Genomic DNA, 21,691 nt, shown 5'->3' on the forward strand with positions numbered 1-21,691 from the left:
CTACCACAGCTTCCAAGGAGCGGTGCCGTTCTTCCAGAGCTCCTCCAGGTTGTTCTTGTCCCTCAGGGTGTCCATGGGCTGCCAGAAATCGTGGTGCTTGAAGGCCATGAGCTCACCGGTGGAGGCGAGCGTTTCCAGCGGTTCCTTCTCGAAGATGGTCGAGTCGCTGGCAATGAGGTCGAGCACCTCGGGCTGCAGCACGAAGAAGCCGGCGTTGATCCAGGCCCCGTCGCCGCGCGGTTTCTCCAGGAAGCTCGTCACCTGGTCCCCCTCCTGGATGCCGAGGGCGCCGAACTTGCCCGAGGGCTGGGTGGTGGTAAGGGTGGCCAGCTTGCCGTGCGACTTGTGGAAGGCTACCAGCTCCGGGATGTTCACGTTGCTGACGCCGTCGCCGTAGGTGAGCATGAACGGTTCGCCGTCCAGGTACTCCGCCACCCGCTTCACGCGGCCGCCGGTCATGGTTTCGGCCCCCGTGTCGACCAGCGTCACCTGCCAGGGTTCCGCGGTGTGCTGGTGGATGATGCGCTGGTTCGAGTTGCGGAAGTCAAAGGTCACGTCCGACTCGTGCAGGAAGTAGTGGGCGAAGTACTCCTTGATGGCGTACCCCTTGTAGCCCAGGCAGATCACGAAATCGTTGAACCCGAAGTGGGAGTAGATCTTCATGATGTGCCACAGGATCGGCCGTCCACCCACCTCGATCATCGGCTTGGGTTTGAGGTGTGACTCTTCGCTGATCCTGGTTCCGAAACCACCTGCCAGAATGACAACCTTCATCTGCGTCCTCCCCTCCTCTACCTACTAAATCTGCTCTTCGCGGCTTTGTTTCACCGGTTTGGCCACGAAGCGCGCATCTATTCTTTCATGCAGTGCAGCGTAATCTTCAAGGAGCGATTCCAGCCTCCCTTTCAGGTTTTCCAGCAGTACTTCGACACGATCCGTTTCCATCGAAACCTCGCAGCTTAGAATCTGGAATTGCAGGTTACTTCGAAGGTCTAACCTTTCTTACCGCTCACCTTTGAGCCAGAGGCACAGAAGACGGCCTCTGGGTCTGCCCCGAGCCGCAAGAGTTCTTCGCGCAACTGCTCTCCCCGCTTCAGTGAGGTGATCACGATGCGGTGGTTGCCGGAGAGGAGGCCGATGGCCGGCGTTACCACCTGGCGCCCCATGAACTTGCGTCCTGCGGGGCCGGCGTCCATGGCAAGCTCCAGCTCCATACCCACTTCGGTAAGCGAAAGGTAGGCGATCTCCGCTACCTCGTCGATGCCGCAGAAAGCGACCCCCTTGATGCCGTCCGCCGCAAGCTTGCGGAAGAGCTTCAGGTAGTCCTGTCGGGCGACGGTGTAGAGGCTGGTGAAGTAGCTTAGGTGCTGGTAGGCGAGGCGGCTTTTTTCGGCGAAACCCGATGGGGTGAGGAGGTAGGCGTAGCGATTTTTGGGGAAGCTGGTGACGCGAACGAAGCCCTTGGCGACCAGGTTCTTGATGTACGAGTTCACCAAGCCAAGAGCGATCCCCAGGCGCCGGGAGAGCTCCCGCTGCGAGAGCTGATCGGAAGCCGAGATCTCAGAGAGGAGCAGGAACGAACGATACGTATCGAGGACCTTTTCATCTTCTTTGTTCATTCGGCGAACATACAGGAAATGCAGTGTTTTATCAATAAAAAACCAAATTTAGCCACGGAGCCACCAAGCCTACGATGAGTTTCGCCGTTCCTTACCTCGCTCCTCAGCTTGAACGGCACGCGGTCCTGACAGGCCTGCCGTTCTCCGTGTGCTTGGTGGCTCCGTGGCTAACGAGCCTTGAGCAGTTTTCGGTAGATGCCGACCAGGGTCTTGCCTCTGGCCTGCCAGGAATGCTCCTTGACTGCCTTCTCGCGTCCTTCCCTGGCCAACTCCTCACGCAGTTCCCGATCGCCCGCAAGTCTCCCGATGGCATAGGCGAGTTCCCCCACATCCCCGAATTTCGCATAGAGCGCGGTCTCTCCCAGGATCTCCCGGTTCACCGGCGTGTCGAAGACGACGCTGGGTAACCCGCAGGCGAGATAGTTGAACAGTTTCCCGTTCGCCTCGGTCAAGGAGATCTTGGGAGACACCGCGACGTCGGCGAGGCTCAGATAAAGCGGCGCCTGGTCGTAGGGGATCCGTCCGGTGAAGGTCACCCGGTCGGAAACCCCAAACGCCTCGGCCTTCTCGCGATAGCCCCCCTCGGGAAAACCCATGATGAGAAAGTGCAGGTTCGCCCCCTGCTGCTTCAAAAGGGCGGCCGCCTCGAGCAAAAGGTCGACACCCTGGTAGCTGTTCAATAGCCCCAAGTACCCGACCACCGGCCGCCTGGCGGGAAGTCCCAGACGCTCCTTGAGCGCTGCCACCTCTGCGCGCGGCGCCGGGGCGAAGGACTCGGTATCCACTCCGTCGATGAGCGCCTGCACCTTCCCGGCAGGCACGCCGTCTTGTACCAGCAGGTCGACGGTGGGACCCGCGCTGGTCACGATGAAGTCCGAGCTGCGGTTGATCCAGCGCTCCAACATCTGGAAGCACTTCTGCAGCAGGGACCCCTTCTTCACGAAGCCGTGGTCGGTGATCTCTCCGGTCAGGCTCCCCTGGCAGTCGAACACCATGGGGACGCGCAACAGCATCTTCAAAAAGGCGCCGATGAAGGCCCCCTCGTGCAGGTGCGCGTGGATGAGCTGCGGCTTGAGGCTGCGCGCTACGCGCCAGGCCTTGAACAAAAGTAGGATGTCGAGGTAGGGCTTGTGCCAGGAAGGACCGGCCTCCAACTTCCCGTACCAGGGGATGCCGGGGATCCGGTCGATGGGGAAGCCGGGAAGGTCGCGCCCGATGTGGTAGGTCACCAGGCGCAACTCCACCCCCAAGGGGATGAGGGCGCGCGCCTCCTCGAGGATGCGCACGTGGCAGCCCCGGTCGGCGAAGAAGGGGGTGGGCGCCAGCACCAGGACTTTAATCGGTTCAGACAAAGTTGATCTTTTCCTTGATGTTGTAGATCGGCTTCCCCTGCGCCTCGTAGTAGGTGCGGGCGGAGAGCTCGGCCAAAAGTCCCAGCACGATGAACTGGACCCCCATGAAGAGCAGGAAGGCGGTGAGGATCAAAAGCGGGTTGCGGTTCATGCTGGTCTGCTCGAAGAACTTCATGTAGAGGGTCACCCCGCCGGTCAGGCAGCCGGCAAAGAGGGTGTAGATCCCCCAGCGCCCGAAGAGCTGGATCGGCTTCGTCGAGTAGGAGAGCAGGAACTTCACCGTCATCAGGTCGAGGATCACCTTCATGGTGCGCGAGATGCCGTACTTGCTCACGCCGTGCAGCCTTTCGTGGTGCCGGACCGGCATCTCGGTGACCCGCGCGCCGACCTGGTGGGCGAGTGCCGGGACGAAGCGGTGCATCTCGCCGTAGAGGTTCACGTCCTCGAGCACCTCGCGGCGGTAGGCCTTCAGGGTGCAGCCGTAGTCGTGCAGGTGTACGCCGGTCATGCGCGAGATGAAGCCGTTGGCGAGGATGGAGGGGAGCCGGCGGTTGATAAAGGTGTCCTTGCGGTCCTTGCGCCAGCCGGAGACCACGTCGTACCCCTCGTCGATGCGCGCGAGCAAAAGCGGGATGTCCAGGGGGTCGTTTTGCAGGTCGCCGTCCATCGGGATGACGACGCGGCCGGTGGCGTTGTCGAAGCCGGCGGCCATGGCGGCGGTCTGGCCGAAGTTGCGGCGCAGCTTCACCACCTTGACGCGCGGGTCCTGGCTGGCTGCCAGTTTCAGACCGGCATAGGAGTTGTCGGAAGAGCCGTCATCGACCAGGATGAGCTCGTAGTCGAGACCGGTGTCGGCGAGCGCCTCGCTGATACGGGCATGCAGGACGGGGACGTTGTCCTCTTCGTTGTAAATGGGCACTACAATACTGAGATCCACAAGACACTCCAATTCGTAAAATCAGAACCTACTTCGCCACGGAGAGCACGGAGAAAAACCGAAACCTGAGACCTTGAGCCGTTTTCTGAGGCTTGAGATGTTCTCCGCGAGCTCCGTGCCGTGGCAAAAAAACGCAGTTAAAGCTTATCGGCAAAACGCTTCACGCACTTAACCTCAATCCCGCTCGCGTCGCAGACCTGGCGCCTGAAGCGCGGACGCAGGAGCCCCACCAGGGTCCCCGCGCCGTACACCAGGTGCAACGCCGGATACACCAGGATAAGCCACGGGAAAAGCCGCCAGTCGCGCCCGCTCCAGGCCCCCGCCACGCTCGCCGCCATCATGAGGGCCAGGTAGCACAGAAACGGAAAGGCGAACTCCAGGGTCCCAAAGGGGAGCAGCAGCAGGTACAAAAACAGCAGCGCCGGCGCAAACGACACCGGCTTCAGCTTCCCGGCAATGACCGTCTGCTCGCCGCGCCCGCGCCCGTACCCGAACATCTGCCTCAGGTAGGCGCGAAAGGTGGCGCGCTGGCTCCGCTCGACGGCAAGCTCGGGATCGTGCACCAGGTGATACCCCTCGCGCTGCAGCCGGTCCATGAGCTCGTTCTCTTCGTTGGGGTAGAGCCGCTCGTCCAACCCTCCCTGTTCCAGGTAGACCTCGCGCCGGAAACTCAGGTTGCACAGGATAAGCTCGCTGTCGCTGGTGACGCGCGGCTCGCCCGCCTTGCGGTAGCGGTTGCGCACCCCGCCGCCACCGACCACGGAGGCGAAGGCGGAACCGATGGCGCGCTGCAAGGGGGTGTCGGTAGCGGGGGTAAGCGACGGCCCCCCGACCGCTGCCACCTTGGGGTCCGCGTAGTGCTCCACCGCTCGCTCCAGGAAACCGGCCGTTACCTGGGAATCGTCATCGAGGAAGAACAGGATCTCCCCCGAGGCCTTTTGGGCTGCCTGGTTCCGCTGCGCGCTCGGGAGGCAGCCGTAGGCCACCAGGACCTCGAACAGCCCGGAAGGGTAGTTCACCCCTTTGAGCCCCGCAAGTGCCCGGACGTCGCCGCCGGGCTTTCGGGGAATGATGATGGAGACCTTGGGAAAATTCATCGGAATGAAACGGAGGCGCCGCTCGCGGCCTTCCGTTAGTTCTCCACAGCCTTGGCGCGGTCGTAGCGGAAGGTGCGGTGGCACCCAACCGAACAGCCGCCACCGGTGGGCGTCGTGTCGAAGCGGATCGGGATGTCCCAGGCGCCAAAGCCGGGGGCCTTGGGATAGATCAACCGGTCCTGCGCTGAGGCGTGCGGACTGTGGCACATCCGGCAGGAGCGTCCCTTGCCGGGCTTGTTGACGTGCACCGCATGCAGGTTGCGCGTGCCGTTACGGAAGTTGGTCGCCTTGTCGGTGACGCTCTCCAGGACCAGGGCCGGCTTGTGGCAGGTGAAGCAGAGCGGGAAGGCGTCTTCGGAAAAGGGACGGTACAGGACGGTCGGCAGGTCGGCCTTCAGGATCTTCCGGTAGGACGAGCCGTGCACGGCATGGCAGCCGACGCAGTCGCCGCTGGCCACCGGCTTGTGCACGGACTTCCCCACGGCGAGCTTGGGATCGTGGCAGGCGAAGCAGAGCTGGGAGCCGGACTTTTTCAAAAGCGAGCGGGTTTCGGACTGGTGGGCGTCGTGACAGGAGAGGCATTCCCCCTTGGCGACCGGCGGGTGGCCGTGGCTTGCACCGGTGAAACGCTCTTTGGGGTGGCAGCGGAAGCAGAGGACCGGTACGGCATCCTTTAAGAGTGCCTTGTTCTCCGAGACGTGCGGCTGGTGGCAATCGTAGCACTTCCCCTCGGCTACCGGCTTGTGCAGCATCGGCTTGTCGGCCTTCAAGAGGGTGGTGTGGCAGGTAAGGCAGAGCTTTTCCTTCTGGACGACAAACCCCATGCTCCCCTTCCCCAGCGGGTGATCGTCGGATAACTGCTCGTGACACCTCAGGCACTCGCCCTCTGCCGCCGGGCGATGGGGCACCTTCCCTTCGGCGAGCCCGCGATGGCAGGCACTGCACTTGAAAGGCTCCGCCCCGGCCAAGACCGGGGCGAAGCATGCGGCGAACAGGAAGAGTGCGGCTACCAGATGTACGCTGCGGGACTGAGGCATGGCGTCAAACGGCCCCTCTGGCAAGACTACTTGCCGTAGCTGTGCAGACCGGACAGGAACAGGTTCACCCCGAGGTAGCAGAAGATGGTCGCAGCGAAGCCGATCACCGAGAGGATTGCGGCGCGACGGCCGACCCAGCCGCGGGTGATGCGGGCGTGCAGGAAGGCGGCGTAGACGAACCAGACGATGAGGGACCAGGTTTCCTTCGGGTCCCAGCTCCAGTAGGTGCCCCAGGCGTAGTTGGCCCAGGCGGCGCCGGTCACGATCCCCAGGGTCAAAAGCGGGAAGCCGATCATGATCGCCTTGTAGTTGAGGTCGTCCAGCACCTTGATGGCCGGGAACATGGAGAGGAGCCCCCCCGCCGGAGCCGAGTTGCCGCCTTCCATCTTGTCGCGGATCAGGTACATGATCGAGATGCCGCAGGCGACCGCGAAGGCGGCGTAGCCCAGGAAGCAGGTGATGACGTGGTACATGAGCCAGTTGCTCTGCAGGGCCGGAACCAGGGGCTCGATGTTGTTATCCAGGCTGAGCTGCGCCCACGCCATGCCGAAGAGGGCAAAGGGGACCACGAAGGCGCCCACCGCACGGTACTTGTACCTGAAGTCGATGATCAGGAAGATGAGGATGATGGTCCAGGAGAAGAAGACCACCGATTCGTACAGGTTGGAAAGCGGCGCGTGGCCGTGCCCCTGGTCGTAGGACTCCTTCCAGCGCAGCGCGATGGCCGCGGTCTGCGCGACGAAACCAAAGAGCGCGGCGTAGGTGCCGGCCAAACCGACCGCCTTGGCTTTGGAAGCCAGGAAGGCGAAGAATATGCAGGTCGAAACCATGTAGGTGACCATGGTGATGTTGAACAACATGGAACTGGACATACGTTAGTACCCTCCGGTGTAGTCAGTTGACAGTTGAAGGGGGTCAAACCCCCCGGAGACTTATCATTTAAGCTTCTGGACCAGTTCGTCGAAGGCCAGTTCGAAACCAGTGGGGTTCTTGCTGGCGGAACCGGCCAGGGTCACCGCGCCGTCGGAGACCCGCGCCCAGATGCGTTTATGCGACATGAAGAAGGCCATGATGATGCCGACGACCATCAGGAAGCAGCCGAACCAGACCACCCAGACGCCGGGGTCCTTGGCGACCTGCAGACCGGTGTAGAACTTCTGGTCCAGGCCGTCCATGGTGATGATCAGGTCGCCGCCGTGCTGCGCGTTGAAGGCTTCGTACTTCTCGCTCAGGATCACGAAGGGCTGGGGCTTGCCGCCGGCCGGGGTGAACTCGACCTGGGCGCCGGGGCCGTCGAAATCCTTCATGAAGGGACGTACGTCCGCGGTGGCTTCCATGATGGAGAGGAAGGCACCGCCGGGAAGGGTCAGGCGCTCGCCCTGGCGGGCGGTCAGCTTGAGGGGTGCCCCGCCTTTGCGGTCACGCACCGAGATGTGGTAGACGACCCCCTCGTCGGACTGGCCGTAGCTCGACTGGTAGAAGGTGATCCCCTTGTAGGTGAGCGGCTCGTTCACGATGGTCGGGACGTTCACGTAACCCGGCACCGGCTTGCCGTTCTCCAGGACGGTCAGGATGCTCTTGAACTCCTTGGGCGCACCGGTGTCGTAGAAGGAGACCGAGAACTTCTCGCAGCGCACGCTGTAGCCCAGGTTGACGATCTTGCCGCTGCGGGTCTGCACCTCGCCGATGCTCCCCCCCTCGGGGATGTTCACGTACCCCTTGTAGCCGAAGAAGGAACCGACCAAGGCGCCGATGAAGACGATGATGATGGAGAAGTGCACCACGTAGACCCCGAGTCTCGAGAGCCGGGCCTTCTCGGCGAAGAGGTGGTACTCGCCGTCCTTCTCGGTGATGACCGGGTTGGCGAACTCGGACTTGAGGAACTCGGCCATCTTGTCCTTGAGCTGCGCCTTGGAGCCGGAGATCTTCAGCTCCTTCACGGTGGAAAGCGACTTCTCGAAGCGCTCGTCCAGGACCAGCACCGGCTCGAACACGGTCTTCCAGACGCGGGGGAGCCGTTTGATCGAGCAGCAGATCAGGTTCAGGGTAAGCAGGTAGAGCAGCAGGATGAACCACCAGGAGTGGTACATGTCGAAGAAGCCCAGTGCCGAGTAGATGCGGATCTTGGTTTCGCTCAGGGTGGCGAGGTATTCGCGCGACGGTCCCTGCATGACGACCGTACCGATGATCGAGGTGAGTGCGAGGCCGATGAGGAGGAAGATGCTGAGTTTCAAGGAGCAGAAGAAGTCCCAGACCTTATACGCGAAGCTGTTTTTATTCGTTGTCAAGGCAGTCTCCCAAAGAGGTTATGTGCTGCTACAGCTGAATCAAGCTTGCCATTATAGTCAAATTGCAAAGAAGCGCAAAAGAAAAATTCCGGAGCTTCTCATACAACGCAAAAAAGGGATAACAGCTTGAGCTGCTATCCCTTTTCTTCCTGCTTACCCTTGTGGGGGATTACTTCTTGTGGCACTCACCGCACTTGGTCGGGCCGGCTTTCTTGTCTGCATGGCAGCCTTTGCAGAGCTTGTGAGCCACGTCCTTGTCGATGGCGATCTTAGCGGGAGCGCCCTCGTGGCAGGCTTTGCACTCCATCTTGGTGCTGTGTGCCTTGTGGTTGAAGGTCACGTTGCCGTTTTTAGCGGGGTACACCACGGAATCCGCAGCGAAGGCGGACACAGCAAAAGCGAGCGTCAAAGCTACTGCAGCAACAATTTTCTTCATTAGCTTTCCCTCCATAGGTAATTGATATGCGGAGAAAGTATACAAGCCCGTGCTGGTTGTCAAGCAAAAAGGCCGCAAATGCTACGTTTAATGGGCTTTTGCGGCCTGGAGAGCCGCATCTTTTTGTTCCACCTCGGCGGCCATTTTGTCGCGGTAGGCGACGAACTTGGCGGCGAAGTCCGGGTGCTGCAGTGCGAGGATCTGGACGGCGAAGAGACCGGCGTTTTTGGCGCCGGCCTTGCCGATGGCCATGGTGGCGACCGGGATGCCGCCCGGCATCTGGACCATGGCGTAGAGGGCGTCGATGCCGGAGAGTGCGCCGCCCCCCATGGGGACGCCGATGACCGGCAGGGTGGTTTCCGCGGCGATGACGCCGGCCAAGTGGGCGGCCATGCCGGCTGCGGCGATGATGAGCTTCACGCCGCGGTCCGCGGCCTCGGCGGCGAGCTGCGCCGTGCGTTTGGGGGAGCGGTGCGCCGAGGAGATGCGCATCTCGAAGGGGACGCCGAAGTCGGTGAGGATCTTGGCCGCCTCCTCCATGGTGGGGAGGTCGGAATCGCTGCCCATGACGATAAGAACGAGGGGATTGCTCATAGGTATCACTCCTTGAAAATCAAAAGCGGCCCCGCGTCAAAAAGGGCTGTTTCGGTTTACCGGTTCACGGCTTTGGCGCCGATGTCTTTACGGTAGTGCACTTCGGGCCAGGAGATCTTCGCCACCCCCTGGTAGGCCCGCTCGATCGCCTCGGGCACGGTAGTGCCCAGCGCCGTTACCCCCAAGACGCGGCCGCCGTTGGTGAGGATCCCGCCCTGGTCGCTCTTGGTGCCGGCATGGAACACCACCAGGTCCTCGACCTGAGCAGCCTCGCCCAAACCGGAGATCCGGTCTCCCTTCTTGTAGTCGCCGGGATATCCCCCTGCCGCCATCACGACGCAGACGGCCGCCTTGTCGTGCCACTCGATCTCGACACCGGAGAGGTCCCCGTCGGCGACCGCCAGAAGCACCGGCACGATGTCGGACTTCATGCGCATCAAAAGCGGCTGGCACTCCGGGTCGCCGAAACGGGCGTTGAACTCGAGGGTCTTCACGCTTTCCCCGTCGATCATGAGCCCGGCGTAGAGCACCCCCTTGTAGGTACGCCCCTCGGCCGCCAGGCCATCGACGGTGCGCCGCATCACCTCGGCCATCGCCTTCTCGTGGATGGCGGGTGTCACTACCGGGGCGGGGGAGTAGGCCCCCATGCCGCCGGTGTTGGGCCCCTGGTCGCCGTCGAAGACCGCCTTGTGGTCCTGGGCGCTCGCCAGCGGGATGATGTTCTTGCCGTCGGTGAAGGCGAGGAAGGAGGCCTCCTCCCCTTTCAGGAACTCCTCGACGACCACGCGGGAACCGGCCGAGCCGAAGGCGTTGCCGGAGAGCATGTCGGTTACCGCGGCCACCGCCTCCTCGCGGTTCTGGGCGATGATCACCCCTTTGCCCGCGGCGAGCCCGTCGGCCTTGATGACGATGGGGATGCCGGTCTGATCGATGAAGGCGATCGCCTTGTCCACCTCGGTGAAGACGCCGTAGGCCGCGGTCGGGACCTGGTACTTGTGCATGAGGTCCTTGGAGAACGCCTTGCTCGCCTCGATGAGAGCGGCGTTCTTGCGGGCGCCGAAGACCTTCAGGCCGTTCTCCTCGAAGAGGTCGACGAGCCCAAGCGACAGCGGCAGCTCCGGGCCGACCACGGTGAGTCCGATCTCTTTTCCCTTGGCAAAGGCCAGAAGCGCCGGCAGGTCGTCCACGGCGATGTTCACGTTCTCGGCAAGCTGCGCGGTGCCGGGGTTCCCCGGGGCGCAGTACAGCTTCTCAACCAGCGGGGACTGGGCGATTTTCCAGACCAACGCGTGCTCCCTGCCGCCACTCCCTATTACCAGAATGTTCATGACTTCTCCTTTAAAGGCAGGGGCTAGGGACCAGGGGCTGGGGACTGGAAAAAACCGGAAACGAATCGGTTCTCTAGCCCCTGGTCCCTAGTCCCTAGTCCCCGATTCTTAGTGCCTGAAGTGCCTCATCGAGGTGAACACCATGGCGATGTTGTGCTCGTCGGCGGCGGCGATGACCTCGGCGTCGCGCATGCTGCCGCCGGGCTGGATCACCGCGGTGATGCCGGCTGCCGCGGCGTTGTCCAGACCGTCACGGAACGGGAAGAAGGCGTCGGAAGCCATCACGGCACCCTGTACCGGGATCCCGGCGTGCTCCGCCTTGATGGCGGCGATGCGCGCCGAGTTGACCCGGCTCATCTGGCCGGCGCCCACCCCGACGGTGGAGTTGCCCCGTGCGTAGACGATGGCGTTGGACTTCACGAACTTCGCGACGCGCCAGGCGAAGAGCAGGTCTTCCATCTCCTTGTCGGACGGGCTTCTCTTGGTTACCACCTTGAGCTGCTCGAAGAGCGCCAGGTCGGCGTCCTGCACCAGGATGCCGCCGTTGACGCGCTTGAAATCGAGACGGGCAGCCGGGGTCTCGGGCCAGAAGCCGCACTCCAGAAGGCGTACGTTCTTCTTGGCGGCAACCACCTCGCCGGCAGCCTCGGAGACCTTGGGTGCGATGATCACCTCGACGAACTGGCGATCCACGATGGTGCGCGCGGTGATCTCGTCCAGTTCACGGTTGAAGGCGATGATGCCGCCGAAGGCGGACTCGGTGTCGGTCTGGTAGGCAGCCTCGTAGGCCTCGAGGATGTTGGCGCCCAGGGCGACGCCGCAGGGGTTCGCGTGCTTTACGATGACGCAAGCCGGCCCTTCGCTGAACTGCTTCACGCACTCGAGCGCGGCATCGGTGTCGGCGATGTTGTTGTAGGAGAGCTCTTTCCCCTGGAGTTGGCGCGCGGTGGAGATGGAGGCCTCCTTGGCCCCCTTCTCGACGTAGAAGGCGCCGCCTTGGTGCGGGTTCTCGCCGTAGCGCATCCCCTGGGCCAGCTGGTACTGCATGGTGAGGGTCTGCGGGTAGGGAGCGACTTCCGCGCCGAGGCGCGCGCCGAGCCAGTTGGAGATGGCGCCGTCGTAGGCCGCGGTGTGCTGGTAGACCTTGACCGCCAGGCGGAAGTTGGTCTCGCGGGAGACCGCCCCGCCCGATGCCTGCATCTCGTCGAGCACCGCCTGGTAGTCAACGTGGTCGACGATGACGGTGACGTCGCGGTTGTTCTTGGCGGCGGAGCGCAGCATGGTCGGGCCGCCGATGTCGATGTTCTCGATGGCGTCTTCCATGGTGCAGTCTTCCTTGGCCACGGTCGCTTCGAACGGGTAGAGGTTCACCACCACCATGTCGATCGGTTCGATGCCGTGCTCCTGCATCTTGGCGACGTGTGCGGGGTTCTCGCGCATCCCGAGGATGCCGCCGTGCACCTTCGGGTGCAGGGTTTTCACGCGACCGTCCAGCATCTCCGGGAACCCGGTGAACTCCGAGACGTCCTTGACCGGGATGCCGGCGTCGCGCAAAAGCTTCGCGGTGCCGCCGGTGGAGAGGATCTCGACGCCGTACCCGGAGAGGGCCCGGGCGAAATCGAGCACGCCGGTCTTTTCCGATACGCTGATGAGCGCGCGACCAATCTTTGCCATATAAAGCTCCTTTTTTACCTGATGATGTAGACCAAAATCGAAAAAGCGCTGGTGCCAGGGAGACACGGAGCGCACGGAGAAAAGCGAAGACAGTCAAGCGACTCAACACAGAGGACACTGAGGGAAACCCGAGAGTGTCACCGAGGAAAAACCTGAAGTAGGTTTTGCTGCCTTACTGTGTTCCAGGCATCGAGCGGGAAGACGTGAGCCACCGGAGACTTTTCTCGCCATTCTCCGTGTGCTCCGTGCCTCCGTGGCACAGCCTGCCGTTAGTCGAAATTCAGGTTGGCGAGGAAGCGTTTCTCGAAGGCGGCGGTCCCGGATAAGGGGAGCACCTTGATTCCGGCGCTGAACTCTTCCAGCGCCCTCTCCCCCTCCGGCTCCAGCAAAAAGCGCTCGACACCGCAGAGGGCACCTTCCCTGATAAAACCCGAGACTATTACCATGTTTTTGTTGAAAACTCCAACGGTTTTTAGGACCTGCGGCGCCAAGACGGCACCGAACGAACCGGTCAGAACGACCCGCGTAAGGGTCTCGAAACCAAGGCCGGCCCGGGCCAGCAGGATCTCCATCCCGGCCTTCAGCGCACCCTTGGCGAGTTGCAGGGCCCGGATGTCCTCCTGGCTGAGGTAGACGGTCGCCTTGGCGTCGCGGTGCAGCACAAAGGCGGTGCCCCCCTCGACCTCCTGGATCCGGTTCGCCAGGTTGGAACCGATCTCCCCGGGAGCCTTGATCCGCCCGGTAGGATCGATCACGCCAGCTTCCAAAAGCGCCGCGACCGCCTCAAGCACACCGGACCCGCAGATGCCGCGCGCCGGAGCGCCGCCGATGGTGGCAAGTTTCAGCCGGTCCCCCTCAAGGGAGACTCCGGCGATGGCGCCGGGGAGCGCGGCCATGCCGCAACTGAGATTCCCCCCTTCGAAGGCGGGACCGGCGGCCGCGGAGGTCGCCAGGTAGCGCTCCCCGTCGAAGATCGCCATCTCGGCGTTGGTCCCCAGGTCGAGGTAGAGGGTGCCGGGGCGCGCGCTGTCGCGGCAGCCGTAGAGAAAGGCGACCAGGTCGCCGCCGACAAAGCCGCTGGGAAGGGGAAACAGGAACGCCGGCAGGTCGCGCCGCCACCCGAGTTCTCCGGTGGCTGCCTCGCGGGCGCTTTTGAACTGGGGACGAAACGGGGGATAGGCAAGCGACGCGGAAGGAAGCCCCAGCGCGATCTGCTCCATGGCCGGATTCCCGGCAAGGGCCACCCGAGTGAACTGCTGCGGCCAGGCGCCGACACGCGCCAAAAGCTCCTCGGCCATCCGTTCCATCTCGGCGGCGAGGGTCTCCTTCAGGGCAGCAAGGACAAGAGGATCGGCGGCCGCCTGGAGGCGGGAGAGGACATCGGCTCCCCAGGGGCGCTGCGGGTTCAACGAGGAGGTTGCTGCAAGCCGCGCGCCCGTGGCGAGATCGACCAGGGACGCGGCTATGGTGGTGGTACCGAGGTCGAAGGCGACCGCGAGGGGATTAGTAGAAGTCAAGGAAGCTTCCGTCATGGGGTTCCACGACCCCGATGCAGGCGGCAAAGCCCCCCGCGTCCGCGCTGCGCGCCAGGAACTCCTTGGCGCCCTCGGGAGGCAGGGCGATGAGCAGCCCTCCGGAGGTCTGGGGGTCGAAAAGCGGCAGGAGCCGATCACCTACCAGGCCGGAGACGAGGTGCGAGTAGTGGTCTCGGTTTCGGTAGCAGCCGGCGGGGATCAGGCCGTCCATGATCAGCGCCTCGAGGCCGGGGAGGACGGGAACCTGGTCCAGCTCGATCCGGAAGGTGACGTTGGCCCCCACGGCCATCTCGCAGGCGTGCCCGATGAAGCCGAAGCCGGTGACGTCGGTGGCGGCAGTCGCGCCGGCGGCCAGCATCCGTTCGGCGGCAGCGGCGTTTAACTGGGTCATCCAGCGTATCGCCTCGGCCTCCAGTGCCTCGGGTATCATCTCGGCCTTGATGGCGGTCGACACGATGCCGGTTCCCAGCGGCTTGGTGAGCACCAGCAAGTCGCCCGGCCGGGCGGTGGAGTTGCGCACCAGGCGCGCCGGGTCGATGAGCCCGGTGACCGCCAGGCCGTACTTAAGCTCCTGGTCCTCGACCGTGTGGCCGCCCACCAGGCAGGCGCCCGCCTCCCTGAGCGCGTCCGAGCCGCCAGCGAGGATGGCGGCCAAGACCGAGTTGGGGAGCGAGCAGGCCGGGAAGAAGGCGAGGTTCATCGCCGTGACCGGTTTGCCCCCCATGGCGTAGACGTCGGAGAGTGCGTTTGCCGCGGCGATGCGGCCGAAGTTGAACGGGTCGTCCACCAGCGGGGTGATGATGTCGGTGGTCTCCACCAGGGCGAGGCTCTCCCCTATGCGGTACACCCCCGCATCCTCGGCCCCCTCCACCCCCACGATCAGGTTCGGGTCATCCGAGCGAGTCAAATCGGCAATGGCTTCTTCCAGGCCCGCCGGGCCCAGCTTGGCGGCTCAACCGGCCGCCTGCACCATCTGGGTGAGCCTGATTTTTTCCGGCATGGTTGGTGTCCTTTTGTTCATCGGTCCGATCAGTCGGATCGGTTCGATCTTGCGTGCTACCTCAGGTAGATGCGCGGCACCCTCTTGCTGATGCCGCAGAAGATCTCGTAGGGGATGGTGCCGGCTGCCTCGGCGAGCTCCTCGGCGCTGATGCACCCCCCCATCGGGTCCGGCCCCAAGAGGGTCACTTCGTCCCCCACGGCTACCCCGGCGATGTCGGTCACGTCGAGCATGATCCAGTCCATGCAGACCGTCCCCGCGACCCGCGCCCTTTTCCCGCGCACCAAGGCCTCGCCCTTGTTGGTGAGCGAGCGGCTGTAGCCGTCGGCGTAACCGATGGGGACGCTGGCGATGAGCCGCTTTTCCTGCGCGGTGTAGCGCCTGCCGTAACTGATGCTGGTCCCCGGCTCCACCCACTTGAGCATCGCCACCACGCTTTTCAGGCGCATGACCGGCTTCAGGGCCGCCATTCCGTGGAAGTCGGGGGACGGGAGCACCCCGTACATGGTGATCCCCGGGCGGATCAGGTTGCAAAAGGGGAGCTCGAGGGAGAGAGCCGCCGCGCTGTTGGCGATGTGCACGTAGCCCGGGGCGAAACCGGCGGCCTTTGCGTGCTTCAAGGCGTTGGTGAAATACTCCACCTGGCGCTGGGTGTACTCTTTGCCGTCCTCGTCCAGCTCGTCGGCCGAGGCGAAGTGGGAGAAGATCCCCTCCAGCTCGATGTTCTTGAACCCTTTCAGGGCCCCGAAGAAGGCCTCCGACTCATGGTGGGAGATCCCCAGGCGCCCCATGCCGGTGTCGATCTTCACGTGGATCTTCGCCTTGCGGTAGAGCTTGCCGGCCGCGTCGTTGAGCGCCTGCACCTGCTCCAGGGTGAATACCGCCGTGGAGATGTTGAACCCGACGCACTTGCGCTCCTGGCCGGGATAGATCCCCCCAAGGATCAGGATCGGGCGGTCGATGCCGCTTTTCCTGAGCTGGATCCCCTCGGCCAGGAAGGCGACCCCGAAGGCGGTGACCCCCAGGGACTCGAGCTCCTGGGCGATGTCCATGAAGCCGTGGCCGTAGGCGTCGGCCTTCACCACGGCGAGCACGCCGCACCCTTTGGGTTTGCTCTTGGTGATGACAGAAAAGTTGTGACGCAGCGCTGCCAGATCTATTTCGGCGACCGTGGGACGACTGTCCATAGTACCTGCCACATCTCATTGAGAGTTGGAGTTGAAACGCCCCGGGCGAAACTCACCCCGGGGCGTTGGTCATTAAGGGGATATCTACCATTTCTGAGTGCCGCTGTAAAGGCAAAAACCTGAAATCTGTTGACTTTACGACGTGTATACTTTAACGTTGTCCGTCAGCCAGCTGGGGGAGTTCGCACGAACTGAGACAGGCGATGCCTGAGACCCTTTGAACCTGATCCGGGTAAAACCGGCGTAGGGAAGCGGCGCGCACTCCGTCCATCCAGACCCCGGAGCCGTGACCCTTTTCCGTCACGGCTTTTTTTCGTTTGAAAAGGCTTTTTGCCACGGAGACACGGAGCACACGGAGAAAACCTGAAACCGGGAAAGGACGGTTGGAAACCTCGCCTCTGCTCTTTCCTTGTTCAGGTTCTCTCGCCTAACGTTTAGGCTTTGGGTTTTTCTCCGTGACCTCCGTGCCTCCGTGGCGATAGTTTCTAAAGGAATGCCGTGCTCAAACTCGTGGTCGACCATAGCGCGAAGCAGAACCAGATAAGCGGCCTGTACCTGATCACGGACCAGGGCGAGCGCCTCTTGGAACGGGTGCGCGAGGCGCTTTCCTGCGGGGTGAGCGTCCTGCAGTACCGCGACAAGGTGCGCGAGTACCGCGAACGCCTGATGATCGGCGCGGAGCTCAAGGCGATCTGCGCCCGCTTCAAGGTCTGCTTCATCGTCAACGACGACTTGGAACTCGCCCACGCCCTCGACGCCGACGGCGTCCACCTGGGACAGGACGACGGCGACCCGGCCCAGGCCCGCGCGGCGCTCGGCCCCGGCAAGATCATCGGGGTCTCCACCCACTCGCTGGAAGAGGCACTCACCGCCCAGGAGGCCGGGGCGGACTACGTAGGCTACGGCGCCATCTACCCCACCGCCAGCAAGGAGGTTCCCGCCGTCCGCGGCCCCGAGGGGATCGCGCTCCTGAAGCGGGAGCTCTCGATCCCGGTGGTGGCGATAGGCGGCATCAACCGGGACAACGCGGGCGCCGTCATCGACCAGGGTGCCGACGCGGTCGCGGTGATCTCCGCGATCCTCTCCAACCGCACTCCCGGAATCGCCGCCACCGAAATGGCGCTTCTCTTCAACCGGCGCGCCCCCTACCCGCGCGGCTCGGTGCTCACCGTGGCGGGCTCGGATTCGGGCGGGGGCGCCGGGATCCAGGGGGACCTGAAGACCATCACGCTCCTGGGGAGCTACGCCGCGAGCGCCATTGCCGCCCTCACGGCCCAGAACTCGCGCGGGGTCTCCTCCGTCGAACCGGTCTCCGCCAAGTTCCTCGCCGAGCAGCTCGACGCGGTGCTCTCGGACCTGCCGGTGGACGTGGTCAAGATCGGCATGCTCTTCGCGCCGGAAAACGCCGAGGTGCTGGCCGACCAGCTCCTGGCGCACCGGATTAGGATCAGCGTGCTCGACCCGGTGATGAGCGCCAAGGGGGGGGCTTCGCTCCTGGCAGACGAGGCGCTCGCGGTTTTGAAGCGGCGCCTGATCCCGCTTTGCTACCTGATCACCCCGAACATCCCGGAGGCCGAGCGGCTCACCGGCCTCCCCATCGTCGACGGTGCCGGGATGGAGCTCGCCGCGCGCACCCTGCACCTCATGGGCGCCCGCAACGTGCTCGTCAAGGGTGGGCACCAAAACGAGGGGGAGGTGACCGACCTCCTCTTCGACGGTGTCAGCTTCACCCGCTTCTCTGCGCCGCGCACCCTGACCCGGCACACCCACGGCACCGGTTGCGCCCTGGCCTCGGCCATCGCAAGCTACCTGGCGCAAGGGGAGCCGCTGCCGGTCGCCGTGGAGCGCGCCAAACAGTTCATCACCCGGGCCATCAAGTTCTCCCACCCCATGGGGCGGGGGCACGGCCCCGTCAATCACTACCTGGCAGCCAAAGATCCATCCGAGGCCTAAGGACTCGGCATTCAACGAGGAGTAGCCATGACCCAGCTCGAAAACGCCCGCAAGGGGATCATCACCGACAAGATGCGCCAGGCCGCCCAAGCCGAAGGGGTGGAGCCCGAATTCATCCGGGCCGGCATCGCGGCAGGCAACATCATCATCTGCCACAACATAAAGCACGCAAACGGCACCCCGCTTGCCGTCGGCAAGGGCCTTAGGACCAAGGTGAACGCCAACATCGGCAGCTCGGCCGACGACCTCAGCATCGACAAGGAGCTCGAGAAGGCCCGCGTGGCGGTGGCGGCCGGCGCCGACGCCCTCATGGACCTCTCCACCGGCGGCCCCGTGGACGAGATCCGGCGCGCCATCATCGCCGAGACCCCGGCCTGCATCGGCACGGTCCCCCTCTACCAGGCGGCGCTCGACGCGGTGCGCACCAAGAAGAAGGCGATCGTCGACATGACGGTGGACGACATCTTCGAGGGGGTCATCAAGCACGCCGAGGACGGCGTCGACTTCATCACCGTGCACTGCGGCGTTACCCGCGCCACGGTGGAGCGGATGCGCCGCGAAGGGCGCATCATGGACGTGGTCTCGCGCGGCGGCGCCTTCACCATCGAGTGGATGGCCCACAACAACGCCGAAAACCCGCTCTTCGAGCACTTCGACCGCCTCTTGGAGATCACCAAGGCCTACGACATGACGCTCTCCCTGGGTGACGGTTTCCGTCCGGGGTGCCTGGCCGACGCCACGGACCGCGCCCAGATCCACGAGCTGATCCTCTTGGGGGAATTGACCCAGCGCGCCCAGGAGTACGGGGTACAGGTGATGATCGAGGGGCCGGGGCACATGCCCTTGAACCAGATCGAGGCGAACATCCTGTTGCAAAAGCGCCTCTGCCACGGCGCCCCCTTCTACGTCCTGGGGCCGCTGGTGACCGACATCGCGCCGGGCTACGACCACATCACCTCGGCGATCGGCGGCACCATCGCGGCCTCCGCCGGGGCCGACTTCCTCTGCTACGTGACCCCGAGCGAGCACCTGCGGCTCCCCAGCGTGGAGGACGTGCGCGAAGGGGTCATGGCCTGCCGCATCGCCGGCCACGCGGCCGACATCGTGAAGGGGGTCAAGGGGGCCATGGAGCGGGACAACCAGATGGCGCGCTGCCGCAAGAAACTCGACTGGGAGGGGCAGTTCGCCCTGGCGATCGACCCGGAAAAGGCGCGCCGCTTGCGTGCCGAGTCCGGCGTGGCCGACCACGGTGCCTGCACCATGTGCGGCGAGTTCTGCGCCTACAAGGTGATGGACGACGCCACCGAGCGCGAGAAGGCGAACGCCGCCGCGTAGCGTCGGAGAGCACACGAGGACAGTAAAAAGCCGCCGGACCCAGATGGGCCGGCGGCTTTTGTTTTTTGGGATTTTTTTGCCACGCAGGCATGGAGCACACGGAGGAAACCAGGCAAAGGCAACGTCTTAAGGTTACTGCCAGGAAAGCTCAAGGCAGCAGTGGAGCAAACCGGCGCCACAAAAGAAAACTGGCCCGGCCTGAAGCGTTAGCGCCATAGGCCGAACCAGTTTATTTTTGCTGTAGTTGATGTTCTTGATGGCTCGTTCGTGTAGTGGTTAGCTCTGCTCTGACCTGCCGAGCATCTGAACCATGCTTACTCGGTGTTTCGCCTTTCTCCGTGTGCTCCGTGTCTCCGTGGCAAAAAAAGTTATCAGCTGAACGCGGTCAGGTACCCCCACCAGCTCCCGCCGACTACAATAGCGAAGAGCAGGACGTGCTTGATCACCAGCATCTTACGCCGGGTCTTCTCGGCCTCGGGGCCGTAGAAGTTGTCCACGTAGGTGAAGGTGCGCATGCCGCCGGTCGCGAAGATGGTGACTGCGGCCCCCACGCTGTTCCAGAAGAAGAAGCGCTCGATTCCCGCGATGGTCCCGGCAAGGGCCGGCTCACCGGCACGGTAGCCGTGCAGCAGGTAGATGGCGATCAGGTCGGACAGCCAGTAACCGGTGGCGAAGTCGTGGATGAAGCCGTTTAACACGACGGCGATTTTCTTGATGCTCTCCAAAGCGGCTCCTGTTGGTCTCGGCGTTCGCTACGGGATCGGCGCGCAGGTGTGCGGATGCCCGCCCTTCCCCGCCGGCTTGTGCGGCGGCTGCATCCCCTTCACGGTCTTTAGAAGCTCCCGCACCTCGGGCGGCATCTCCTTCCCCTCCTGCTTCATGGCGCTCTTCATCTGCCCCGCCAGGTAGCTGTGGTTCATCAACAGGTCGAGCACCGAAAGCATGAACTCCTGCTTCCAGGGGGAGAGCTTGTGCAGGTTCTGGAACTTGTGCATGAAGAACTTCTGGCTCGCCTTGCCCAGCTCGCGCTCCAGTTCCTCGAGGGTCATGTTCTTAGGCTTGATGACCGGCTCGACCAGGTTGTACTTGCGGTAGTCCTTGGTCGCCACGTAGGGCTCGAGCTCCGGGTAGAGCTCGGCGTAGGGCCAGGGGGCGATCGCCAGGAAGAAGCCCATGTCGGGGTTGTAGTGCTTGGCGAGCTCGATGGTCGCCGCGATCGACTCCGGCGTGTCGTCGGGCATCCCCAGGACGAAGGAGGTCTCCGAGACGATGTCGGCGCCGTTTATGATGTCGATCGCCTGCTTGGACTGCTCCACCTTGGTGTTCTTGTTGAAGAGGTCGAGCGTCGCCTGGTCCCCCGCCTCGACCCCCACGTAGATGTGCTCCACCCCCGCCTCGCGGTAGCGGTCCATGATGTCGGCGTCCCTCAGGATGTCGTCCACCCGGGTCTCCATGAGGAGCTTCACCCCCACCTTGCGCTCGATCATCAGGTCGAGGATGCGCACCCAGCGCTCCCGGTCCAGGGTCGGGATCTCGTCGGAGAGCATCGCCACCTCGACGCCGTAGCTGTCGCGCAAAAGCTCCAGCTCGGCCACGAAGTTCTCGGCGCTGCGGGCACGCCAGGACTGGGCCCAGAAGAGCTGCTGGGAGCAGAAGGAGCACTTCTCCATGCAGCCGCGCGAGGAGGAGACGATGGCCAGGCGCGCGTTGTTCTTGGCACGGTAGCTGTAGATGGGCCACTCCACCAGGTCCCACGCCATGGGGAGCGCGTCCAGGTCCTGGATCGGGGCCGCCTTCGGGGTCACAACCACGCCGCCGTCGCGCCAGAAGGCAAGCCCGGGAACGGTGGAGGGATCCCCCTTGGCGTTGAGGCAGTCCAGAAGCTTCACCAGGGTCACTTCCCCCTCGCCGCGCACCACGAAATCGACCGTATCGTGTTCTTCCTTGAGGATCTCGTCGTAGCAGAAGGTGGCATGCACGTTGCCGTGCACCGTAACGACCTCCGGGTTGATCTGTTTGGCCAGTGCGGTCACTTCCAGCGCATGGGCGATGGAGGCGGTGAACGAGGTCGTGGCTACCACGTCGGGGTTGAAGGCACGGATGCGCGCCTCGATGTCGGGCCATTTGTGCCACAAGGACATCGCATCGTAGTAGTCGACCTCGTACCCTGCGGCACGCAGCGATCCGGCGATGTAGACGAAGCCTACGTTGAGCCAGGTTCCGGCAGATTCCACGACTCCGGAGTGGTACGGCGGTGTGATCAGAGCCACCCGTTTGATGCTCATAAGACTGCTCCTTTTGGAAACATGCCTGCAGCTC

At 63.6% G+C, this 21,691-nt stretch carries 20 protein-coding genes and 1 riboswitch; of the genes, 2 read left to right on the plus strand and 18 right to left on the minus strand.

Going from position 1 to position 21,691, the window contains the following annotated elements; all coding sequences use genetic code 11:
* From rfbF to alr, 16 genes are all read right to left on the minus strand, one after another.
* Entirely contained in the window at positions 1 to 774 is a 774-nt protein-coding gene (gene rfbF, locus GMST_RS16115) for a glucose-1-phosphate cytidylyltransferase (RefSeq protein WP_183355721.1), read from the minus strand.
* A 24-nt stretch (positions 775 to 798) separates the two neighbouring features.
* A complete protein-coding gene (locus tag GMST_RS16120; RefSeq protein WP_183355722.1) occupies positions 799 to 945 on the minus strand; it encodes a hypothetical protein in 147 nt (48 codons plus the stop codon).
* Positions 946 to 992: 47 nt separating this feature from the next.
* Entirely contained in the window at positions 993 to 1,619 is a 627-nt protein-coding gene (locus GMST_RS16125; protein WP_183355723.1) for a winged helix-turn-helix transcriptional regulator, read from the minus strand.
* 167 nt (positions 1,620 to 1,786) lie between these two features.
* Positions 1,787 to 2,971 carry a glycosyltransferase family 4 protein gene (locus tag GMST_RS16130; RefSeq protein WP_183355724.1) on the minus strand — a complete coding sequence of 395 codons (1,185 nt, stop codon included), beginning with the start codon at positions 2,969 to 2,971 and terminating at the stop codon, positions 1,787 to 1,789.
* On the minus strand, positions 2,964 to 3,908 hold the full coding sequence (locus GMST_RS16135) for a glycosyltransferase family 2 protein (RefSeq protein ID WP_183355725.1): 945 nt from the start codon (positions 3,906 to 3,908) through the stop codon (positions 2,964 to 2,966). The genes GMST_RS16130 and GMST_RS16135 overlap by 8 nt, the downstream gene beginning before the upstream one ends.
* Before the next feature lie 137 nt (positions 3,909 to 4,045).
* Positions 4,046 to 5,005: a glycosyltransferase family 2 protein gene (locus tag GMST_RS16140; RefSeq protein WP_183355726.1), complete on the minus strand. Its 960-nt coding sequence runs from the start codon at positions 5,003 to 5,005 to the stop codon at positions 4,046 to 4,048.
* A gap of 35 nt (positions 5,006 to 5,040) precedes the next feature.
* Entirely contained in the window at positions 5,041 to 6,042 is a 1,002-nt protein-coding gene (locus GMST_RS16145) for a cytochrome c3 family protein (RefSeq protein ID WP_183355727.1), read from the minus strand.
* 26 nt (positions 6,043 to 6,068) lie between these two features.
* Entirely contained in the window at positions 6,069 to 6,914 is an 846-nt protein-coding gene (gene ccsB, locus GMST_RS16150) for a c-type cytochrome biogenesis protein CcsB (protein WP_183355728.1), read from the minus strand.
* 63 nt (positions 6,915 to 6,977) lie between these two features.
* Complete coding sequence (resB, locus tag GMST_RS16155; protein ID WP_183355729.1) at positions 6,978 to 8,330, minus strand: cytochrome c biogenesis protein ResB; 1,353 nt, start codon at positions 8,328 to 8,330, stop codon at positions 6,978 to 6,980.
* Between the two features lie 169 nt (positions 8,331 to 8,499).
* Complete coding sequence (locus tag GMST_RS16160) at positions 8,500 to 8,766, minus strand: cytochrome c3 family protein (protein ID WP_183355730.1); 267 nt, start codon at positions 8,764 to 8,766, stop codon at positions 8,500 to 8,502.
* Positions 8,767 to 8,853: 87 nt separating this feature from the next.
* Positions 8,854 to 9,360 carry a 5-(carboxyamino)imidazole ribonucleotide mutase gene (gene purE, locus GMST_RS16165; RefSeq protein ID WP_183355731.1) on the minus strand — a complete coding sequence of 169 codons (507 nt, stop codon included), beginning with the start codon at positions 9,358 to 9,360 and terminating at the stop codon, positions 8,854 to 8,856.
* A 56-nt stretch (positions 9,361 to 9,416) separates the two neighbouring features.
* Positions 9,417 to 10,688 carry a phosphoribosylamine--glycine ligase gene (gene purD / locus GMST_RS16170; RefSeq protein WP_183355732.1) on the minus strand — a complete coding sequence of 424 codons (1,272 nt, stop codon included), beginning with the start codon at positions 10,686 to 10,688 and terminating at the stop codon, positions 9,417 to 9,419.
* 108 nt (positions 10,689 to 10,796) lie between these two features.
* Positions 10,797 to 12,362: a bifunctional phosphoribosylaminoimidazolecarboxamide formyltransferase/IMP cyclohydrolase gene (purH, locus tag GMST_RS16175; protein ID WP_183355733.1), complete on the minus strand. Its 1,566-nt coding sequence runs from the start codon at positions 12,360 to 12,362 to the stop codon at positions 10,797 to 10,799.
* 269 nt (positions 12,363 to 12,631) lie between these two features.
* Positions 12,632 to 13,879, minus strand: a complete 1,248-nt coding sequence (locus GMST_RS16180; RefSeq protein WP_183355734.1) for an ASKHA domain-containing protein — start codon at positions 13,877 to 13,879, stop codon at positions 12,632 to 12,634.
* Positions 13,866 to 14,897 carry a selenide, water dikinase SelD gene (selD, locus tag GMST_RS16185; protein ID WP_183355735.1) on the minus strand — a complete coding sequence of 344 codons (1,032 nt, stop codon included), beginning with the start codon at positions 14,895 to 14,897 and terminating at the stop codon, positions 13,866 to 13,868. Before selD ends, GMST_RS16180 begins: the two co-directional genes overlap by 14 nt.
* A gap of 56 nt (positions 14,898 to 14,953) precedes the next feature.
* A complete protein-coding gene (alr, locus tag GMST_RS16190) occupies positions 14,954 to 16,084 on the minus strand; it encodes an alanine racemase (protein WP_183355736.1) in 1,131 nt (376 codons plus the stop codon).
* Positions 16,085 to 16,248: 164 nt separating this feature from the next.
* A riboswitch (TPP riboswitch) is annotated at positions 16,249 to 16,351 on the plus strand.
* A gap of 231 nt (positions 16,352 to 16,582) precedes the next feature.
* Here alr and thiD point away from each other — a divergent pair.
* Positions 16,583 to 18,037: a bifunctional hydroxymethylpyrimidine kinase/phosphomethylpyrimidine kinase gene (gene thiD, locus GMST_RS16195; RefSeq protein WP_183355737.1), complete on the plus strand. Its 1,455-nt coding sequence runs from the start codon at positions 16,583 to 16,585 to the stop codon at positions 18,035 to 18,037.
* A 27-nt stretch (positions 18,038 to 18,064) separates the two neighbouring features.
* Complete coding sequence (thiC, locus tag GMST_RS16200) at positions 18,065 to 19,372, plus strand: phosphomethylpyrimidine synthase ThiC (RefSeq protein WP_183355738.1); 1,308 nt, start codon at positions 18,065 to 18,067, stop codon at positions 19,370 to 19,372.
* A gap of 371 nt (positions 19,373 to 19,743) precedes the next feature.
* Here thiC and GMST_RS16205 read toward each other — a convergent pair whose 3' ends face one another.
* Together GMST_RS16205 and GMST_RS16210 are read right to left on the minus strand one after the other, a co-directional pair.
* Complete coding sequence (locus tag GMST_RS16205; protein WP_183355739.1) at positions 19,744 to 20,097, minus strand: hypothetical protein; 354 nt, start codon at positions 20,095 to 20,097, stop codon at positions 19,744 to 19,746.
* A 27-nt stretch (positions 20,098 to 20,124) separates the two neighbouring features.
* The gene (locus tag GMST_RS16210) at positions 20,125 to 21,657 is read right to left on the minus strand and encodes a B12-binding domain-containing radical SAM protein (protein WP_183355740.1); all 1,533 of its coding nucleotides are present in this window, start codon (positions 21,655 to 21,657) and stop codon (positions 20,125 to 20,127) included.
* Positions 21,658 to 21,691 lie beyond the last annotated feature (34 nt).

The sequence above is a fragment of the Geomonas silvestris genome, assembly GCF_014193515.1.
GTDB classification, from domain to species: domain Bacteria; phylum Desulfobacterota; class Desulfuromonadia; order Geobacterales; family Geobacteraceae; genus Geomonas; species Geomonas silvestris.

Excerpts from the sequence above, each read along its gene's own strand:
- GMST_RS16145 (WP_183355727.1), bottom strand. The coding sequence starts at position 6,042 with ATGCCTCAGTCCCGCAGCGTACATCTGGTAGCCGCACTCTTCCTGTTC.
- rfbF (WP_183355721.1), bottom strand. The coding sequence starts at position 774 with ATGAAGGTTGTCATTCTGGCAGGTGGTTTCGGAACCAGGATCAGCGAA.
- GMST_RS16160 (WP_183355730.1), bottom strand. The coding sequence starts at position 8,766 with ATGAAGAAAATTGTTGCTGCAGTAGCTTTGACGCTCGCTTTTGCTGTG.
- purE (WP_183355731.1), bottom strand. The coding sequence starts at position 9,360 with ATGAGCAATCCCCTCGTTCTTATCGTCATGGGCAGCGATTCCGACCTC.
- GMST_RS16140 (WP_183355726.1), bottom strand. The coding sequence starts at position 5,005 with ATGAATTTTCCCAAGGTCTCCATCATCATTCCCCGAAAGCCCGGCGGC.
- alr (WP_183355736.1), bottom strand. The coding sequence starts at position 16,084 with ATGGACAGTCGTCCCACGGTCGCCGAAATAGATCTGGCAGCGCTGCGT.
- GMST_RS16210 (WP_183355740.1), bottom strand. The coding sequence starts at position 21,657 with ATGAGCATCAAACGGGTGGCTCTGATCACACCGCCGTACCACTCCGGA.
- GMST_RS16125 (WP_183355723.1), bottom strand. The coding sequence starts at position 1,619 with ATGAACAAAGAAGATGAAAAGGTCCTCGATACGTATCGTTCGTTCCTG.
- thiC (WP_183355738.1), top strand. The coding sequence starts at position 18,065 with ATGACCCAGCTCGAAAACGCCCGCAAGGGGATCATCACCGACAAGATG.
- purH (WP_183355733.1), bottom strand. The coding sequence starts at position 12,362 with ATGGCAAAGATTGGTCGCGCGCTCATCAGCGTATCGGAAAAGACCGGC.
- ccsB (WP_183355728.1), bottom strand. The coding sequence starts at position 6,914 with ATGTCCAGTTCCATGTTGTTCAACATCACCATGGTCACCTACATGGTT.
- purD (WP_183355732.1), bottom strand. The coding sequence starts at position 10,688 with ATGAACATTCTGGTAATAGGGAGTGGCGGCAGGGAGCACGCGTTGGTC.
- GMST_RS16120 (WP_183355722.1), bottom strand. The coding sequence starts at position 945 with ATGGAAACGGATCGTGTCGAAGTACTGCTGGAAAACCTGAAAGGGAGG.